Here is a 17,534-nt window from a genome sequence, read left to right on the forward strand (position 1 = left end):
AAGAAGTGCGTCGAGGTGCAGCATACGCGGCCGAACTGTGTCAGGCTGGACGAGTGCCCAAAATCGCGGCGCGACAGCTGACCGCCGTCGCCGTTGTCTTTGCCGCACTATTGGCCGCCTTCGCCGACCGCTATGGCTACCACCGGGATGAGCTGTACTTTCTCGCCGCGGGTCGACACCTCGATTGGGGCTATCCGGATCAGCCGCCACTGACCCCGCTACTCGCCCGCGCAATGGCAGCAATCGATGCCGATTCGTTACTGCTACTGCGCATTCCGTCGATCGCGGCGGCGACGTCGGTGGTCGTTACCGCGGGGCTCATGGCGCGCGAACTCGGCGGTGGTCGTGGAGCGCAGCTGCTGGCGTCGGCCGCGGTCGCGAGCGCGGCGATGGTGTTGGGTATCGGTCATCTACTGACCACGACGTCCTTCGATATGGCGGCGTTCGCCTTGGTCTGCCTGATGGCGTTGCATCTGCTGCGCGATCCACAGCTGCTGGCTGCGGGGAGCGGTCGGCGCGGAAGGCTGGCGGCTGCGCGTGTGGGTGCGGACCGTGACGGTGTGGGGCATGGGAGTGCGCGCGTGGGCGTCGAGCGTGCGGGTGCGGAGCGTGCGATTGTCGAGTGTGGAGGTGCGGGTGTGGGGCGCACAGGCGAGGAGCGTGCGGTTGTCGAGTGTGGGGGTGCGTGCGTCAAGGGTGCGGGCGTCGAGCGTGCGGGTGCGGGCGTGGACCTCGAGGGTGCGGAGCCCGAGGGTGTCGAGTGTGGGAGTGCGTGTGCGGGTGCGGAGCGCGAGGTTGTCGAGTGTGCGGGTGCCCGTGTGGGCATCGAGCGTGGCGGTGCGTGTGCGGTTGGGGTAGGGGATGCGGGTGGATGGCGAATGGCGACGGCCCAGCGGTGGTGGCTCGGGGTGGGGCTCGTTGTCGGGGTCGGATTGCTGAACAAGGCGCTGTTGGTCTTTCCGGTCGGTGCGCTGGTACTGGCACTGGTCCTGGTCGGTCCGCGAAAGATATTCGCGACGAAGTACTTTCCGATGGCGATCGGGCTCGCCGCGGTGCTCTGGCTGCCATATCTGTGGTGGCAGGCGCATCACGGGTGGCCGCAGTGGGGGCTGAGCCGGGCGATCGCGGGTGGCTCCTCCGGCACCTCGGACTCACCAGTGGCGTTCGTCGTTCTGCAATTCGGGCTGATGGGTCCGCTCTTGGTGCCACTGTGGATTTTCGGGCTCTGGCGTCTGTGGCGGGATCCGCGCCGCCGGGCCTTCTCGGTCACGTATGCGTTGCTGTTCGTGGTCTTCGCCGTCGTCGGCGGCAAGGCGTACTACCTGGGCGGGATGTATCCGGTGCTGCTCGCGGCCGGTGCCGTACCGGTCGCGGAGTGGCTTGCGAGCCGGCGAATCCGTTGGATGGCAGTGGGTACGGTTATCGCGGTGAACGCGGCCGCGTCGGCGGTACTGTTCCTGCCGGTATTGCCCATAGCGGAGCTGAAGGATTCGCCGGTGCTCGCGATCAACTACGACGCGGGCGAAACCATCGGCTGGCCGCAGTTCGTGCGCCGAATCGCCGAGGTGCGCGCCACGCTCGGCTCCGATATCGCCATCCTCACCGCCAACTACGGCGAGGCGGGCGCGATCGAGCATTTCGGCGGTGAATACGGATTGCCCACACCGCACAGCGGCCACAACTCCTACTGGTGGTGGGGCCCACCCGGTGATACGGCCACCGCGGTCATCGCCGTCGGCCTCGACCGCGACCAGCTGACGCGGTATTTCGCCGACGTCGAACCCGTCGGTCGCATCGACAACGGTCTCGGCATCGACAATGACGAACAGGGTCGGCCGCTGTTCGTCTGCCGCGAACCGCGAGCGCCCTGGTCCGAACTGTGGCCACTGGCCGAACATCTGGGCTGACAGCCCACCGCGAATGATCTTGGTTGCCAAGAAAATTTGGAGCCATCCGAGCGCCCCATCGGCTACGAAGACCGATCGACGCCTGTCGAATAAGGTGCCGTCCGCAGCCCTCGGTCGCGCTCTCTGCCGAGACTGTCTTCCACCGCAGAAGTGAAGGAGATGTCATGGTGATTCGTATGTTCGATCAGTTCGTCTCCGGGTTCGTCAGCTTGATGGGCATGTTGTTCACTCCGTAAGCCGAGTCGCCCGGGGCGGGATGTTCGTCCCGGGCGATATGCCCGCACGGCTGTTAGGTTGTGCCGCATGGCAAGACGGCCGCGGAGGCGGCGACTAAGGGCAACGGTGCTGACAGCGGCCGTTGCGGCGGGCATTGTTACCGGAGGTTCGGCCGGGGCGCAGACGCCCGCCGGATCGTGTGCGGATGGCTGGGACGTATCGACGATCGTCAGCGGAGTCGGGAATCTGGAGAATCTCGATACCGACGGTGCTGGCGGCTTCTATGTCACCGGGATCATGGACGGGTACCTCGCTCATATCGATGCCGCTGGCAATTTCGAGAAGCTGGTCACCGGGCTGGATCATCCGGCCGGAGTGCGTGTCGTGGGCCGTTCCGTCTACTTCCTCACCGGCGATGGTTTGGCCGAGGCGCCGGGCACCTTGCGACGCTATGACATGGACACCGGTGCGGTGACGATCCTGCTCACGGAGCTGTCCGGTCCGAACGGACTGTTGGAACTGCCCGACGGTGACCTTTTGTTCGCCACGATCGGGATCTCCGGCCCGGCGACCGGTATCTCGCGGTATCGGCCTTCGACAGGGGAGTACACGAAGGCCTGGTCCAGCCTGCCGTGGACGAACGGACTCGCGCTCGCCCCCGACGGAAAGTCGATCTACACCGACAATATGACCCTGCGCGTCTTCCGCGTCCCACTCGACGACCCCAACAACCCAACCGTCGTCGCCGCTGCCCCCACCATGATCGCGCTGCCCGACGATATGGAAGCCACCCGAGCGAACCAACTTTTCGTCGCCGACCACATCCAGGGCGCCGTCTACCAGATCGATCCCACCACCGGCACCGCCTGCACGATCATCACCGGCCTCATCAAACCCGCCCCCCTCCGCAATCCTCCCGACGGCGCCACCTCCGTCCGAATCGCCCACGACGGCACCACCTGGGCCCTCTACGTCACCAGCATGGACGGCACCCTGCGCCGCCTGCGCCCACCCCCCGGAATCGACCTGACCCCCGCCGACCCAAGACGCTAGAAATCGACGAGCATGCGCTGGTGCTGGTAGTCACTCGACGTTTACCTGCATCAGCGCATTCTCGAGGGATCAGGGGTGGAGGTGGGAGAGGGCTTGGGGGTGGAGGAGGGTGTTGGTGGCCAGGGCGTTGCCGTTGTGGGGGCCGGGGGTGCCGGTCAGGGAGGTGAAGTGGCCGCCTGCTTCTCGGATGAGGATGTCGAGGGCGGCCAGGTCCCAGAGGGAGACTTCGGGTTCGGTGGCTATGTCGACTGCGCCCTCGGCCAGTAGGCAGTAGCTGAAGAAGTCGCCGTAGCCGCGGACGCGCCAGACGCTGTCGGTGAGGTCGAGAAATTTTTCGCGGAGGCCGCGTTCGTGCCAGCCGGAGAGGCTGGAGAAGGCGAGGCTGGCGGAGCCGAGCTCGCTGACGGCGGAGACCGAAATCGGTTTCGGCGCATCGGAATCGAAGCTGGCGAAGGCGCCGGTACCGGCCGCGGCCCACCAGCGCCGGGTCAGCGCGGGCGCGCTCACCACGCCGACCACCGGCACGCCGTCTTCGAGCAGTGAGATCAATGTCGCCCAGATCGGCACCCGGCGCACGAAGTTCTTGGTGCCATCGATCGGATCGATCACCCACTGCCGTCCGCTGAACTCGACAGCGCCGCCGAACTCCTCGCCGAGCACCGAATCCTCGGGCCGCTCCTGGGTGAGCACCTCCCGAATCGCCTGCTCCACCGCTAGATCCGCATCCGAAACCGGCGTCAGATCCGGCTTCGAATCGACCTTCAGATCCAGCGCACCGAACCGCGCCCGGGTAATCCCGTCGGCCACATCGGCCAAGCGCAGGGCGAGTTCGAGATCGGAGGAGTAGTCAGCCACCCCCGAACCCTATCCCCAGCCCGCCACCCCTCCGGACGGGACGCCCCCGCGCGCGCACGACCGTCGATCGGCAGTTCCGCGACGCCGCGGTCGTCCGGCCAGCCTCGCGAGTGCCCCCGGGCCGACCCCTCGGCACGCACCGCATATCTATTGACTACCTCGCATAGGTCGCACCTTGTGCGAGGTAGTCAACGACTCTGCGTCAACTCTGCCTGCCGTGGTCGGCTCGCTGAGTCCGGCGTCGTTCCGCTCGGGGGCGACGTCCGGTGGGCAGTCTGGGGGTGGTGAATGGGTGTGGCGGGCTCAGGCCGCGGTGGAGCGGGCGGCGGTGAGGGCGGTTGCCCACCAGTGCAATTGGTCGAGCATGGCCGTTGCGGCTGCGGCGGGTTCCGCTGGTTCGAGGAGCTTGCCTTCGGCGTCGAAGAGCAGGTAGTAGCGGGGGAAGGTGACGTAGTTGCGGATGGTGTGGGCATTGAGTTCGTTGAAGACCTGGCGCAGGTGTTCGATGGCGAGCAGGCCGCCGCTCGCGCCGCTGTAACCGACGAAACCGATTGCCTTGCGGTCCCACTGGGTGAAGTGCCAGTCGATGGCCGCTTTCAGCGAGGCAGGGTAGCTGCGGTTGTAATCGGGGGTGAGGATGACGAATGCGTCGGCTTCGCCGAGCCGCCTGGTGAGATCGGTCATTCCGGCCGGGCGCTCCGGATCGGGCTCCATCATGGGGGAGACCGCGGGCAGCGCCAATGGCAGTTCGGCCTCGGCCAGGTCGATGAGGTCGATTTCGAATGCGCCGTGGTGGGCGGCCTGCTCGACGAACCAGGAGGCGACGGCCGGTGCGAAGCGTCCCTCCCGAACACTGCCGATGATCACCGCGAGCTTCAACGTGGACATTGGTTTCTCCTTCGATCACGAGGTTGTTCGAGTCCAAATCTGCTGCCCGACGTCGTAACCAGGAAGACCGCGCGAAGAGTGGTAGTGGTAGGGACACCCTCCGCGCCGACCGCGCTTGTACCGTCGAGTCGTGAGCGATAACGAGTTGGGCTTGTTCCTGCGCACCCGCCGGGAAGCGGTGACGCCGGCCCAGGTCGGGCTGCCCACCGGACCGCGTCGCCGCACCCCCGGCCTGCGCCGCGCCGAACTGGCCACCCTGGCCGGCGTGAGCGTCGAATACATCACGCGACTCGAACAGGGCCGCGACCGCCATCCGTCCCCGTCGGTGGTGTCCGCACTCGCCGACGCACTCGGCTTGGCGCCGAGCGAACGCGTCCACCTGCACCGGCTCATCAAGGGAGCCGACCCCGGATTCAGCTGCACGGGCGGCGCGCGGCCGCCGCGCGAGGTGCGCGCCACGGTCCGCGCCCTTCTCGATCGCCTCGAGCCCGCGCCCGCGCTGATCGTCAACCGGCTGCGGGACGTGCTCGCCTGGACCGAGGGCTATGAGCGCCTGATGGCACCGATCGGGCTGCTCGATGATGCGGACCGCGCCAATCTCGCGCTATTCGTCTTCGCCGACCCACGCGCCCGCATCACCTATTCCGATTGGGACCACATCGCCGACGAACTCGTCGCCGCGCTGAAGCAGGGCCCGTTCCGCGCTGATCCACATATCGCGGCCCTGGCCGACGAGCTCACCATCGCCGCCGGTGCCGAGTTCACCCGCCGCGTCGAATCCGTACCCGGCCTTGCTGCCGCCACCGGCACCACCCGCCTGAGCCACCCCGAGGCGGGTGCGCTGCGCCTCACCTACGAAACCCTCGAACTCTCCGCCGATGACGATCAGCAGCTGATCGTCTACCTCCCCGCCGACGATGCGACCGCCGCCGCGCTGGATTCGCTCGCCGGTCGCCGTCCGGGTGGGCTGCGCGCCGTTTCCGGTTGACGTTGGCCCGAAATAGATGGGTCTGAGCAGGCGTTTTCCCGTCGAATCGGACAATCTCTGCCGTGTTCGCGCGAAAAGCGCGTGCTCCATCCGTCGGCCGAGGGCAGGTGTCGGGAGCATCATGGGCACCCGAGCGCCGCGGCCACGTGCCCGTGTGTTTCACCGTCTCAACCGCGCCCAGTAGGCTTGAGCATCGTGCATCCTGACGTTTCCGCTGATATCGCCGAACTCGACGCAACCCTCAAGACCGTCGAGTCGGTCCTCGATGTCGAGGAGCTGCGTCGACGGATCGATGAGCTCGAGCATCAGGCCGCCGATCCCGATCTGTGGAACAACCAGGAGCACGCGCAGCGGGTCACCAGTGAGCTGTCGCATGCCCAGAGCGAGTTGCGCCGGGTCGAGGAGCTGCGGCAACGGCTCGACGATCTAGCGGTGCTCTATGAATTGGCCGAGGAAGAGGAGGGCGAGGCCAGGGTGGCCGCGCTCGCCGACGCCGATGCCGAACGGGCCACACTGCACGGTGATGTGGAGGCCATGGAGGTCCGCACCCTGCTCTCGGGCGAATACGACAAGCGTGAGGCGCTGGTCAACATTCGCTCCGGCGCGGGTGGTGTGGACGCCGCCGACTGGGCCGAGATGCTGATGCGCATGTACATCCGCTGGGCCGACCGGCACAAGTACTCCGTCGAGGTCTACGACACCTCCTACGCCGAAGAGGCGGGCATCAAGAGCGCCACCTTCGCGGTGAAGTCGCCCTACGCCTACGGCACCCTCTCGGTGGAGATGGGCACGCACCGACTGGTCCGGATCAGCCCATTCGACAACCAGGGTCGCCGCCAGACCTCCTTCGCCGAGGTCGAGGTGCTGCCGGTGGTCGAGACCACCGACCACATCGAGATTCCGGAGGGCGAGGTCCGCGTCGACGTGTACCGCTCATCGGGTCCGGGTGGTCAGAGCGTCAACACCACCGACTCGGCCGTACGGCTCACGCATATCCCCACCGGCATCGTGGTGACCTGTCAGAACGAGAAATCCCAGCTGCAGAACAAGATTTCGGCCATGCGCGTGCTGCAGGCCAAACTGCTGGAGCGCAAGCGGCAGGAGGAGCGCGCCGAGATGGACGCGCTCAAGACCAACGAGGGTGCGTCCTGGGGCAACCAGATGCGCTCCTATGTGCTGCACCCGTACCAGATGGTCAAGGATCTGCGCACCAACTACGAAGTCAACAATCCGAGTGCCGTGCTCGACGGTGATATCGATGGTTTCATCGAATCCGGAATTCGTTGGCGAATGCGAGAGCAGGCGAGCTAGTTGGACGTACCCCAGGCTTTCTCCACGTCCACCGACTTCACCACCTGGCTGCGGTCCTCCGGTCTAGAGATCGTCCTGTACATCCTCGGGGCGATGCTGTTCAGCCGGTTCGCCACCTTTGTCAGAGACCGGATCACCCGCAGGATCGACGCGGGCTTCCGCAGCAGCGACGCCCTGGTGCGTTCCGAGGCGGCCAAGCACCGGCATGCGCTGGCCCAGGTCGTCACCTGGGTGGTGCTGACGATCGTCTACGTCCTGGTCGGGATCGAGGTGCTGCGCCGGTTCGGCTTCGGTGTCACTGGCCTGGTTGCGCCAGCGGCGGTGCTCGGCGCCGCGCTCGGTTTCGGCGCGCAGCGCATTGTGCAGGACATTCTTGCCGGATTCTTCTTGATCACCGAGCGGCAGTACGGATTCGGTGATGTGGTTCGCATCGCCGTCACTGGATCCGCGGAGCAGGCCGAGGGTACGGTCGAGGACGTCACGTTGCGGATCACCACACTGCGCAATGCCGATGGTGAGGTGATCACCGTGCCCAACGGCCAGATCGTGAAAGTCACGAATCTGTCGAAGGATTGGGCGCGCGCCGCCATCGATGTACCGGTTGCGGCCAGCGCCGATATCACCAGGGTCAACGAGATCCTGCACGAGGTCGGTACAAGGGCGTACGAGGACCGGAAGCTGAAGCCGCTGCTGCTCGACGAGCCCACCGTGATGGGCGTCGAAGATCTGACAGTGGACCAGATGAACATCCGGATGGTTGCCCGAACGTTGCCAGGTAAACAATTCGAAGTCGGTCGCGAGTTGCGGGTGCGAGTCGCCGCGGCGCTGCGCCGGGAGGGAATCAGTGAGACCACGTAGATCCACGGCGATCCTGGTGGCAACTTGGATCGCCACGTTCGTGTTGTACCTGTTCGTCAAGCCCGATCAACCGATCGTGCAATCACCCGAGAAACTCAACGTCGTTCCCGCAGTGCTGAATACAGCTACCCCCGGGCATTGACCATGATGTAGCTGGTGGCTGCGCGGCGGTTGCTGGTTACACTGGCTAGCCGTGATCGCTATGCGGAACGTGACCAAGTCTTATCAGACCTCGACGCGCCCCGCGCTGGACAACATCACCGTCGATGTGGGTAAAGGCGAGTTCGTCTTCATCATCGGCCCGTCCGGTTCGGGCAAGTCGACCTTCATGCGACTGCTGCTCAAGGAGGAGGCCCCGACCGCGGGCGAGATTCGGGTCGCCGATTTCCGGGTCGACCGGCTGCCCGGACGGAAGGTGCCGAAGTTGCGTCAGCGCATGGGGTGCGTCTTCCAGGACTTCCGGCTGCTGCAGCAGAAGACCGTCGCGCAGAATGTCGCGTTCGCGCTGGAGGTGATCGGCAAGCGGCGCCAGTTCATCGACCGGACCGTGCCCGAGGTGCTCGATATGGTCGGGCTCGGCGGCAAGGCCGACCGGCTGCCGAATGAACTCTCCGGTGGTGAGCAGCAGCGCGTGGCGATCGCCAGGGCGTTTGTGAACCGGCCGCTGGTGCTGCTCGCCGACGAGCCGACCGGCAACCTCGATCCGGATACCAGCGGCGACATCATGCTGCTACTGGAGCGGATCAACCGGATCGGTACCACCGTGGTGATGGCGACTCACGACAATCACATCGTCGACGCGATGCGCAAGCGGGTGGTGGAGTTGGACCGGGGCCGACTGATTCGCGATGAAGCGATCGGCGTGTACGGGGTGGGTCGATAATGCGCGCTGGATTCCTGCTCAACGAGGTCATCACCGGCCTGCGTCGCAATGTCACCATGACCATCGCGATGATCCTGACCACCGCGGTATCACTGACCATGCTCGGCGGCGGTCTGCTGGCGTTGCGGATCGCGGATAAGACCCAGAACTACTTCATGGACCGGGTCGAGATCCGGCTTTACCTCTCCGACCTGGTCTCGGCGACCGATACGGACTGCTCGCGGGAACCGTGTCAGCTGCTGATGCAGGATCTGAAGAAGACCGACGGCGTGGTCTCGGTCCAGTTCGTCAACAGCGATGAGGCGATGAAGGAAGCCACCGAGGTGACCTTCAAGGATCAGCCCGAAATGCTGGACATGATCAAGGACACCCGGCTGCCCGCGTCGTTGCGTGTGAAGATGACCGATGCCGACCAGTATCCGCGGATCTACCAGACCTACCGCGATAAGCCCGGCATCCAGAGCGTGCTCAACGATAAGGACACCGTGGATCGGCTGGTCGGGGTGTTCGACGGATTGCGGAACGCGGCATTCGCCTTGGCGGGGCTGCAGGCATTGGCCGCGCTGCTGTTGATCGCGAATATGGTGCAGATCGCGGCGTTCAGCAGGCGAGAAGAGGTCGGCATCATGCGGATGGTCGGTGCGACGCGCTGGTATACCCAGTTGCCGTTCCTATTGGAGGCGGTGGTCGCGGCGCTGGCGGGGTCGATTCTGGCGGTCGTCGGCCTGTTCCTCGCGCAACCCCTGGTAGTGAATCGCGGGCTGGGCGCGCTGTTCAACAGCAATGTCTTTCCGCACATCACCAGCGAAGACATCGCCCTGGTCGCGCTGACCGTCGCGCCACTGGGCATCGTATTCGCCGCGATAACGGCCTACGGCACCCTGCGGTACTACGTTCGCGACTAGGACGATCTCGGTTATCCACAGGTGGAGAACTCGGCGCGGCACCTGCGATCCGCGCCGAGCTAGGGGTTCGGTTGTCCGACCGCGCTCGTAGGATGGGCCGCGTGGAATCCCCCGATGCTTTCGCGGCTGTTCTGACCGATGGCGACCCGGTCGCCGAATCCGGTGCGGCACAAGAGGTTCTACGCCGGGTATTCGGCTACGACAGCTTCCGTGGCGATCAGCGGGAGATCGTCGAGCATGTGATCGGCGGCGGGGACGCACTGGTGCTGATGCCGACCGGCGGCGGTAAGTCACTGTGCTATCAGGTGCCCGCGCTGGTGCGTCCCGGTGTCGGTGTGGTGGTGTCGCCGCTGATCGCATTGATGCAGGATCAGGTGGACGCGCTCAGCGCGCTCGGCGTGCGTGCCGGATTCCTGAACTCCACCCAGTTCCCGGATGAGCGGCGGATGGTGGAGGCGCAATTCGTCGCGGGGGAGTTGGACCTGCTCTACCTCGCGCCGGAGCGGCTGCGCCTGGAATCGACGGCCGCCCTGCTGGATCGCGGCAAGGTCGCGTTGTTCGCCATCGACGAGGCGCACTGCGTCTCGCAGTGGGGTCACGACTTCCGCCCCGACTATCTGGCTCTGTCGATGCTGCACGAGCGCTGGCCGCAAGTGCCGCGCATCGCGCTCACCGCGACCGCGACGGCCAAGACCAGCGACGAGATCGTCGAGCGGCTCGACCTCGGCTCCGCCCGGCGCTTCGTCGCCAGCTTCGACCGGCCGAATATCCAGTACCGGATCGAACCCAAGAACCGGCCGGATCAGCAACTGCTGGAGTTCATCAAGGCCGAACATGCCGGGGACGCGGGCATCGTCTACTGCCTGTCGCGCAATTCGGTCGAGAAGACTGCGGCCTTCCTCACCGACAATGGCATCGATGCGGTTCCGTATCACGCGGGCCTGGATTCCCGCACCCGCGCGGCCAACCAGGCGCGATTCCTGCGCGAAGACGGCCTCATCGTGGTCGCCACCATCGCCTTCGGCATGGGCATCGACAAGCCGGATGTGCGCTTCGTCGCCCATCTCGATCTGCCCAAGTCGGTGGAGGGCTACTACCAGGAGACCGGGCGCGCGGGTCGCGACGGACTGCCGTCGACCGCCTGGATGGTCTACGGGCTCGCCGATGTGGTGCAGCAGCGCAAGCTGATCGACTCCTCCGATGGCGATGCCGCGCATCGCAGACAGCTGCAGTTGCATCTGGACGCGATGCTCGCACTGTGTGAAACGGTGTCCTGCAGGCGGACTCAGCTGCTGGCGTACTTCGGACAGCCGGGACAGGCCTGCGGTAACTGCGACACCTGCCTGACCCCGCCGCAGTCCTGGGACGGTACGGTGCCCGCGCAGAAGGTGCTCTCCACGGTGCTGCGCCTGAAACGTGAACGCGGACAGAGCTTCGGCGCGGGGCATATCGTCGACATCCTGCTCGGCAAATCGAATCCCAAAGTGCTGCAACACGATCACCATGAGCTGAAGGTCTTCGGTATCGGCACCGATCTGCGCGATGTCGAATGGCGCGGTGTCGTAAGGCAATTGCTCGCACAGGGTCTGCTGGCCGTGCACGGTGACTATGGAGTGCTCACTCTCACCGAGGCGAGCAATGAGGTGCTGTTCGACGGTAGGGAAGTGTTGCTGCGCCGCGAGCCCGAGCGCGCGGTGAAACCGGCCAGGGCGGTCAAGACGGCGAAGGGTAAGTCACCGGCCGCCGATCTGTCGCCTGCGGATGTGCCGGTCTTCGAGAAGTTGCGTGCGTGGCGGGCCGCGACGGCCAAGGAACAGGGTGTGCCCGCCTACGTCGTCTTCCATGACGCGACGCTGCGGGAGATCGTTGCCCGCAGGCCCGCGAACCTGTCCGAACTCGGATCGGTCGGCGGCGTCGGTGAGAACAAGCTGGCGAAATACGGTGAAGGTGTGCTGGCCGTCTTGGCCGGAGAGGCCGGGGCATGAACGACAATCCGATCGGGCGGCGTGGATTTCTCGCGGGCGCCGCCGCCGCGGCGGGCGTCTCACTGGTCGGTCTGTCGCCCGCCGACGCGGTTCCGGTCGCACCGGGCGTCACCAAATTCGACTTTCCGACCGACCGTAGCGTGCGCCTGCTGATCACCGGCGATGCGGGCACCGGCACCCGCACCCAATGGGCCGTCGCCGATGCCATGCGGGATTACCATCGCCGCCAACCGTTTTCACTCGCCCTCGGGCTCGGTGACAATATCTACGAGAGCGGCCCGAACAGCGCGGTCGACGCCCAGTTCGCCGAGAAATTCGAAAACCCCAATGCGGGACTGGATTTCCCGTGGCTGATGGTGCTCGGCAATCACGACAACAGTTCGGTCCTCGGCGGCGACGGTGGCTGGCTGCTGCGCGGCAACAATGAGGTCGAGTACCACGCGAATTCGCCGCGCTGGTGGATGCCGAGCCGGTACTACTCGGTTCGGGTGCCCGAACGGCAGCCGGTGGTCGAGTTCTTCGTCCTCGACGTGAATCCGCTCGCCTCATACGTGCCGCCGATCTTCGCTCCGTACTGGGAGGTCGACGGCCAGTTCATGAACGAGCAGCGCGCCTGGCTCGATCGCGCCATCGCCGAATCACCCGCCGAGTGGAAGATCGCCTGCACCCACCACCCCTATCTCAACAACGGTCCGCACGGTGACGCTGGCCGCTACGAGGGGCTGTCCGTGGCACCCATCAATGGCATCCACGCGAAGCGGTTCTTCGACGACCATATCGTCGGCAACTGCCACTTCATCCTGTCCGGGCATGATCACTCGCTCCAGGTGCTCGAGCCGACCCCCGCGTCGAAGGGCACCCGTCAGCTGGTCTCCGGCGCGGCCGCCAAAACCGTGGCCGCCGACCCGAAGCTGAATCCCGGCGGCTCCGGCAACCCCGCGCTCTTCGAGAACTATCACGAGCTCGGCTTCATGATCATGGACCTCACTGCGAGCAGCGTCGACCTGACCGTGGTCACCGTCGATCTCGCCAGCGGCGCCGCCACCGAGGCGTTCGCGCGCCGACTTGCCTGAATCGCAACAGAATTGCGCGGCATCGGACCGTTGCGGCGGCTACCGTGCACGCTATGGCATCCGGTGATCACCGCCCCGCCGACGACGGGCCCGACCTCGGCGGCTCCCCGCCGAGCGACCCCGGCGATACGCCGCCCTATCGTCGCGGCACCCACGACCCCGCGGTGGATTCGGTCTGGCTGCGCCATCGCCCGCCGCCGCCACCGCGTCCACGCGGTCTGCCGCGTGTGACCACGCTATTGCTGGTCGGGGCCTTCATCGCGGTGCTCGTGCTGTACCTCCTGGTCCGGCCAGGGGGCTAGCGGAAGCGGGCGCGGAATAATCCGGTTGCCGAGTCACTTAAAGTTGACCGTTATGAAGGAGAAGGGGCGCAAGGTCATCGCGACCAACCGCCGGGCGCGGCACAACTACACGATCCTGGACACCTACGAGGCCGGGATCGCGCTGGTCGGTACCGAGGTCAAGAGTCTGCGCGAGGGTAAGGCCTCGCTGGTGGACGCCTTCGCGACCGTCGATAACGGCGAGGTGTGGCTGCGAGGCCTGCACATTCCCGAGTTCAGCCACGGCACCTGGACCAACCACTCACCGCGACGGGTACGCAAGCTGCTGCTGCACAAGCGCGAAATCGAGCGGCTGGTCGGCAAATCACGTGAGGGCAACCAGACGCTGGTGCCGCTATCGATGTACTTCTCCGATGGCAAGGTCAAGGTCGAGCTGGCGCTGGCCAAGGGTAAGCAGGACTACGACAAGCGGCAGGATATGGCCAGGCGCACCGCCGAGCGCGAGGTCACCCGCGAGCTGGGACGGCGCATCAAAGGCATGCGTTGACCGCTGTTCTATTGGCGCTGGTGGCCGCGGTCGGCTACGGCGTGAGTGATTTCTTCGGTGGTGTGGCGTCGCGGCGGGTGACCGCCCTGCGCGTCGTGATCGTGTCCTATCCGATGTCGACGCTGTTGGTCCTCGTGCTGCTGCCACTGATCGGTGGAACGCCGGACACCGCGTCGATGCTGTGGGGACTGGCTGCCGGTGTGGCGAGCGGGTTCGCGGTGTGGTGGTTCTATGCCGCGCTGGCCAGCGGCCCGATGGCGGTGGTGTCACCGCTGACGGCGCTGTTGGTCGCGGGTATTCCGGTGCTGGTCGGTCTGCTGATCGGCGAGCGCCCCGGCCCGCTCGCCATCGCCGGCATCGTATTCGCACTCGGCGCGGTGTACCTGGTGAGCCGCGAGTCGCCCGATGACGTCACCGAGGAGATCACCGGCGGGCGTGAGCTGCGCTTCACCAGGAAAGTCGCGCTGCTCACCATCGGTTCGGGCGCCGCCTTCGGACTCGCCTTCGTCTTCCTGCACGAAACCCACGCGAGCGCCGGGGTCTGGCCGCTGCTGGCCCAACGCGGCGCGGCAAGTCCGATGGTCTGGCTGATCGCATTATCGGCGGGGGAGTTCCGGCCGCTGCGCGGTGAACCACTGCGGTTGGCGGCCTGTATCGCGGTGCTGGACACCATCGCGAATGCCGCACTGCTCTACGCCTTCCATGGTTCGATGCTGTCGCTGGTCAGTGTGATCGGTTCGCTGTACCCGGCCGCGACCGTCCTGTTGGCGATGGTCCTGCTCGGCGAGCGAGTCGGCCGACAGCAACAGGTCGGGATGGTGCTGGCGCTCGGGTCGGTCGGGTTGATCGCGGCGGCCTGATCGGTTCGCCGGAGTCCTCAGCGCGGTATGCAGGAGAGACTGATGGGGCTGGATGGGCGGCAGTGACATCGCGCAATGGCGCGCCCGACCCTGTTTCCGCGCAGGTCAGAGGCCTGAAACCAGCTACGGGGATAATGGAATGAACCCGGCATGGCCGAGTGTTAACATAACTAGCCCGACAAGGTGTCGGGACGTACGGGGCTGAACGGTTTCGACTGCGTACGTTGATTCAGGGGAAGCGTGTCGGTGCAGGCAAGAGACCACCGTAAGCGTCGTTGCAACCAATTAAGCGCCGATTCCAATCAGCGCGAGTACGCCCTCGCTGCCTAAGTAGCAGGCGTCTCTGTCAGTCCGGGTTCGTCCCTCGACCCGGGTACTGGCATCAGCTAGAGGGAATTACCGTCCGACTCGGTCGCGGAGCCGGACGGGACATCCAACAGTGACTGGGATCGTCATCCGAGCTTGTTCGCGAGACCCGGAGATCCGAGCAGAGACCTAGCGAACTGCACACGGAGAAGCCCTGAAGACGCGGCGGAGGACCCGGGTTCGATTCCCGGCAGCTCCACTCGAGGCCCCTCACCTGGACAGCAGGTGAGGGGCCTTTTTCATGCGCTGGGTCTACCTACTCGGCTCTAGTCTGATCCCGGAGTAGAAGCGCGGGCAGGGTTTTGTGCTGTCTAGTAACTGCCGATGAGCACTGGCGGACGGGGTGACAGCGGTCGCGATGACCCATGCGTGGCTCCAGGTGTTCTCCGGCTGCGGATGGCGTGACTGCGATGGTCTCGGCCATGTAGTTCGTTCTCGTTCTCGGCGCCGATACCAGTCCGCGGCTCCACTGGCCGGCATGGCTTGAGTTTGATTTCTGAGGCATTTCGGGGCGGATCTTGCAGGTATGCTGTCTAAAGGGGTCTTCAACTCGGTGTTGGGAGGTGGCAGATGCTTCGTAGCTTCAGAGTCGGCAACCATCGTTCGTTCGCGGACGAGAACGAGTTGCTGCTGATGCCTGCCTCGGGCGATCGGCCTGCCGTTCCGGTTGCCGCGGTGTACGGGGCGAACGCATCGGGGAAGTCCAACCTGTTGGATGGGCTCCGGTTCATGCAGCGGGCGGTGACCCAGTCATTCTCCCAGTGGGAGCCCTTCGCGGGTGTTCCGCGTGCTCCTTACAGCTTTCGGACTAGTCACATATTCTCTGTCGCGTCCACTTTCGTCGTCGAGATCGTGGCCGACGGGATTCCGTGGACGTATGGGTTCACGGTCGATAACGAGCGGGTGCTCGAGGAATGGCTTTTCAGCTATCCGGAGAAGCGTAAGCGGGTGCTGTTCCAGCGGACCGGGGACGAGTACAGCTCTGGGGCGGTGATGGCCGAGCATCGGGCTCAGCTCAAAATCATGCAGGAGCTCACCCGACCAAATGCCCTGTTCCTGAGTGCTGTTGCTCAGGCCAGGCCGGATATGTTCCAGCCGGTACACCGCTGGTTCCGTGAAACGCTGATTCTGTCCGACGGGCGACGTGTTTCGACCGCTGCGATCGCGCGTCGCCTGCGTAGAGTTCTACTGCGTGGTTCGGCGGCGGAGGGGGCTCGTCTGGTGGAGTTGGTTCAAGAGGCAGACTTCGGAATTGCCGCCATCGATACACCTGTTGTTCCCGAGGCTCTGCTCGATTCCATCCCGCCCGGGCAACGGCTCGACATCACAGGGCTGAAAATGCTCGATGAGTTCGCTTCGAAAAGTGAAGCGCAAGTCGATGACTCGACGGAGAGGATTCCTGCGGTGCACGATGTGCACGGGGATAGTGTTGCTCACGCATTGCCTCCGCTGGTATTCGTTCATCACGGCAGCGAGGGGACAGTGCTGTCGCTGGAGCAGGAGTCCGCGGGCACCATCGCCTGGCTCGAGATCCTGCCCGGAGTTCTGGACGCGCTCGATCATGGGCGGGTTCTGGTCATCGATGAGATCGACACCAGTCTTCATCCGCTGCTCACCGCGTCGCTGATCGAACTGTTCCAATCAGATGAGACCAATCCTCATGGCGCGCAACTGATCCTGACGACGCACGACTCCTCTCTCCTTGGTACGGTCGCTCGTCCCGATGGATTGCTGCGCCGCGATCAGGTGTGGTTCGTCGAGAAAGACGCGAACGGGGTCAGCTCACTGTATCCCTTGACCGATTACAAGCCGCGCAACGAGCACAATCTCGAACGTCGCTATCTCGGAGGAAGTTTCGGCGCGATCCCGCGGGTCGACTTCCACCGACTCGCAGACGCTTTGCGGCATGTCGACCCGGCGTGAGAACTCGCGCCGTCGACGGGCGCCGTTCCGCGATCCGGTAACGCTGATTCTGATCGTGTGCGGCGGCGAAGTCACCGAGCCCGCGTACTTCCACGGTCTACGTCGACACCTGCGCAATCCGGCAACTAAGTCCACGGTGACGGTGCGACCCGAGGATCCCAAGCGCGTCGTTGCCTTTGCGGCCAGGCAACGTGCCGACTACGACCAGATCTGGTGCGTTCTCGACGTCGATGAGTTCGACTACTCCGAAGCGATCCGAATGGCGCGGACGTCGAAAATCGATCTGGCGGTGTCGAATCCGTGTTTCGAGTACTGGCTGCTGCTTCACTTCGAGAATTGCGATGCCGCCCTGACAGGTTTTCGAGACGTCGAGAAGCGGCTCAAAAAGCACGTTCCTGCCTATGACAAGTCTGCCCTCCGTATGGCGGACTACATCGAGGGTGTGGAGGAAGCCGTGCGACGCGCGAAGTCGCGGAGCGTGGACGACGGCGATGAGCATCGCGCCAATCCGTCGACTGGTGTGTGGAAGCTGGTGGAACTCATGCTGCCTGAATCCCCGTAGCGGTCGCGACCTCGGTCGGCGCGGATTGGACGGGCGCGGAGAGAGAGGCTTCGTCTGCGGGGCAGGAGCATTT

Annotated in this window: 16 protein-coding genes and 1 other RNA gene; 15 read left to right on the plus strand and 2 right to left on the minus strand. The window is 65.1% G+C overall.

The window, feature by feature from the left end; translation table 11 throughout:
- Positions 1–53 precede the first annotated feature (53 nt).
- Positions 54–1,907, plus strand: a complete 1,854-nt coding sequence (locus ACQP0C_RS09770; RefSeq protein WP_433732605.1) for a glycosyltransferase family 39 protein — start codon at positions 54–56, stop codon at positions 1,905–1,907.
- A 303-nt stretch (positions 1,908–2,210) separates the two neighbouring features.
- Entirely contained in the window at positions 2,211–3,176 is a 966-nt protein-coding gene (locus tag ACQP0C_RS09775) for an SMP-30/gluconolactonase/LRE family protein (protein ID WP_433732606.1), read from the plus strand.
- A gap of 69 nt (positions 3,177–3,245) precedes the next feature.
- On the opposite strand, the gene hisN is transcribed toward ACQP0C_RS09775, so the two are convergent.
- Together hisN and ACQP0C_RS09785 are read right to left on the minus strand one after the other, a co-directional pair.
- Positions 3,246–4,031 carry a histidinol-phosphatase gene (gene hisN, locus ACQP0C_RS09780; RefSeq protein ID WP_433732607.1) on the minus strand — a complete coding sequence of 262 codons (786 nt, stop codon included), beginning with the start codon at positions 4,029–4,031 and terminating at the stop codon, positions 3,246–3,248.
- Between the two features lie 303 nt (positions 4,032–4,334).
- Positions 4,335–4,919, minus strand: a complete 585-nt coding sequence (locus ACQP0C_RS09785; RefSeq protein WP_433732608.1) for an NADPH-dependent FMN reductase — start codon at positions 4,917–4,919, stop codon at positions 4,335–4,337.
- Positions 4,920–5,049: 130 nt separating this feature from the next.
- Here ACQP0C_RS09785 and ACQP0C_RS09790 point away from each other — a divergent pair, with 130 nt between their 5' ends.
- The 13 genes from ACQP0C_RS09790 to ACQP0C_RS09850 all read left to right on the plus strand — a co-directional run bounded on the left by ACQP0C_RS09790 (position 5,050) and on the right by ACQP0C_RS09850 (position 17,461).
- Positions 5,050–5,907, plus strand: coding sequence for a helix-turn-helix transcriptional regulator (locus tag ACQP0C_RS09790; protein WP_433732609.1), 858 nt, complete (start codon positions 5,050–5,052; stop codon positions 5,905–5,907).
- Positions 5,908–6,102: 195 nt separating this feature from the next.
- Positions 6,103–7,218: a peptide chain release factor 2 gene (gene prfB / locus ACQP0C_RS09795; RefSeq protein ID WP_433732610.1), complete on the plus strand. Its 1,116-nt coding sequence runs from the start codon at positions 6,103–6,105 to the stop codon at positions 7,216–7,218.
- On the plus strand, positions 7,219–8,076 hold the full coding sequence (locus ACQP0C_RS09800; protein ID WP_433732611.1) for a mechanosensitive ion channel family protein: 858 nt from the start codon (positions 7,219–7,221) through the stop codon (positions 8,074–8,076).
- Between the two features lie 202 nt (positions 8,077–8,278).
- Positions 8,279–8,959: a cell division ATP-binding protein FtsE gene (gene ftsE, locus ACQP0C_RS09805; RefSeq protein WP_433734495.1), complete on the plus strand. Its 681-nt coding sequence runs from the start codon at positions 8,279–8,281 to the stop codon at positions 8,957–8,959.
- Positions 8,959–9,864 carry a permease-like cell division protein FtsX gene (ftsX, locus tag ACQP0C_RS09810; RefSeq protein WP_433732612.1) on the plus strand — a complete coding sequence of 302 codons (906 nt, stop codon included), beginning with the start codon at positions 8,959–8,961 and terminating at the stop codon, positions 9,862–9,864. Before ftsE ends, ftsX begins: the two co-directional genes overlap by 1 nt.
- A gap of 101 nt (positions 9,865–9,965) precedes the next feature.
- On the plus strand, positions 9,966–11,849 hold the full coding sequence (gene recQ / locus ACQP0C_RS09815; protein WP_433732613.1) for a DNA helicase RecQ: 1,884 nt from the start codon (positions 9,966–9,968) through the stop codon (positions 11,847–11,849).
- Positions 11,846–12,922, plus strand: coding sequence for a metallophosphoesterase (locus ACQP0C_RS09820; RefSeq protein ID WP_433732614.1), 1,077 nt, complete (start codon positions 11,846–11,848; stop codon positions 12,920–12,922). Before recQ ends, ACQP0C_RS09820 begins: the two co-directional genes overlap by 4 nt.
- A gap of 53 nt (positions 12,923–12,975) precedes the next feature.
- Positions 12,976–13,224, plus strand: a complete 249-nt coding sequence (locus ACQP0C_RS09825) for a hypothetical protein (RefSeq protein ID WP_433732615.1) — start codon at positions 12,976–12,978, stop codon at positions 13,222–13,224.
- Between the two features lie 52 nt (positions 13,225–13,276).
- Entirely contained in the window at positions 13,277–13,750 is a 474-nt protein-coding gene (gene smpB / locus ACQP0C_RS09830; RefSeq protein WP_433683291.1) for an SsrA-binding protein SmpB, read from the plus strand.
- Complete coding sequence (locus ACQP0C_RS09835) at positions 13,747–14,610, plus strand: EamA family transporter (protein WP_433732616.1); 864 nt, start codon at positions 13,747–13,749, stop codon at positions 14,608–14,610. The genes smpB and ACQP0C_RS09835 overlap by 4 nt, the downstream gene beginning before the upstream one ends.
- 197 nt (positions 14,611–14,807) lie before the next feature.
- Positions 14,808–15,178: a transfer-messenger RNA gene (ssrA, locus tag ACQP0C_RS09840) on the plus strand.
- A gap of 368 nt (positions 15,179–15,546) precedes the next feature.
- A complete protein-coding gene (locus ACQP0C_RS09845) occupies positions 15,547–16,899 on the plus strand; it encodes an AAA family ATPase (RefSeq protein WP_433732617.1) in 1,353 nt (450 codons plus the stop codon).
- The gene (locus tag ACQP0C_RS09850) at positions 16,883–17,461 is read left to right on the plus strand and encodes an RloB family protein (protein WP_433732618.1); all 579 of its coding nucleotides are present in this window, start codon (positions 16,883–16,885) and stop codon (positions 17,459–17,461) included. Before ACQP0C_RS09845 ends, ACQP0C_RS09850 begins: the two co-directional genes overlap by 17 nt.
- Positions 17,462–17,534 lie beyond the last annotated feature (73 nt).

It is taken from the genome of Nocardia sp. CA-129566, assembly GCF_050956075.1.
In the GTDB taxonomy this organism is placed as follows: Bacteria; Actinomycetota; Actinomycetes; order Mycobacteriales; family Mycobacteriaceae; genus Nocardia.

What these genes read in the sequence shown, in the direction of transcription:
- ACQP0C_RS09775 (WP_433732606.1), top strand. Translation starts at nt 2,211, where the DNA reads ATGGCAAGACGGCCGCGGAGGCGGCGACTAAGGGCAACGGTGCTGACA.
- ACQP0C_RS09785 (WP_433732608.1), bottom strand. Translation starts at nt 4,919, where the DNA reads ATGTCCACGTTGAAGCTCGCGGTGATCATCGGCAGTGTTCGGGAGGGA.
- ftsE (WP_433734495.1), top strand. Translation starts at nt 8,279, where the DNA reads ATGCGGAACGTGACCAAGTCTTATCAGACCTCGACGCGCCCCGCGCTG.
- ftsX (WP_433732612.1), top strand. Translation starts at nt 8,959, where the DNA reads ATGCGCGCTGGATTCCTGCTCAACGAGGTCATCACCGGCCTGCGTCGC.
- ACQP0C_RS09820 (WP_433732614.1), top strand. Translation starts at nt 11,846, where the DNA reads ATGAACGACAATCCGATCGGGCGGCGTGGATTTCTCGCGGGCGCCGCC.
- ACQP0C_RS09825 (WP_433732615.1), top strand. Translation starts at nt 12,976, where the DNA reads ATGGCATCCGGTGATCACCGCCCCGCCGACGACGGGCCCGACCTCGGC.
- smpB (WP_433683291.1), top strand. Translation starts at nt 13,277, where the DNA reads ATGAAGGAGAAGGGGCGCAAGGTCATCGCGACCAACCGCCGGGCGCGG.
- ACQP0C_RS09845 (WP_433732617.1), top strand. Translation starts at nt 15,547, where the DNA reads ATGCTTCGTAGCTTCAGAGTCGGCAACCATCGTTCGTTCGCGGACGAG.
- ACQP0C_RS09850 (WP_433732618.1), top strand. Translation starts at nt 16,883, where the DNA reads ATGTCGACCCGGCGTGAGAACTCGCGCCGTCGACGGGCGCCGTTCCGC.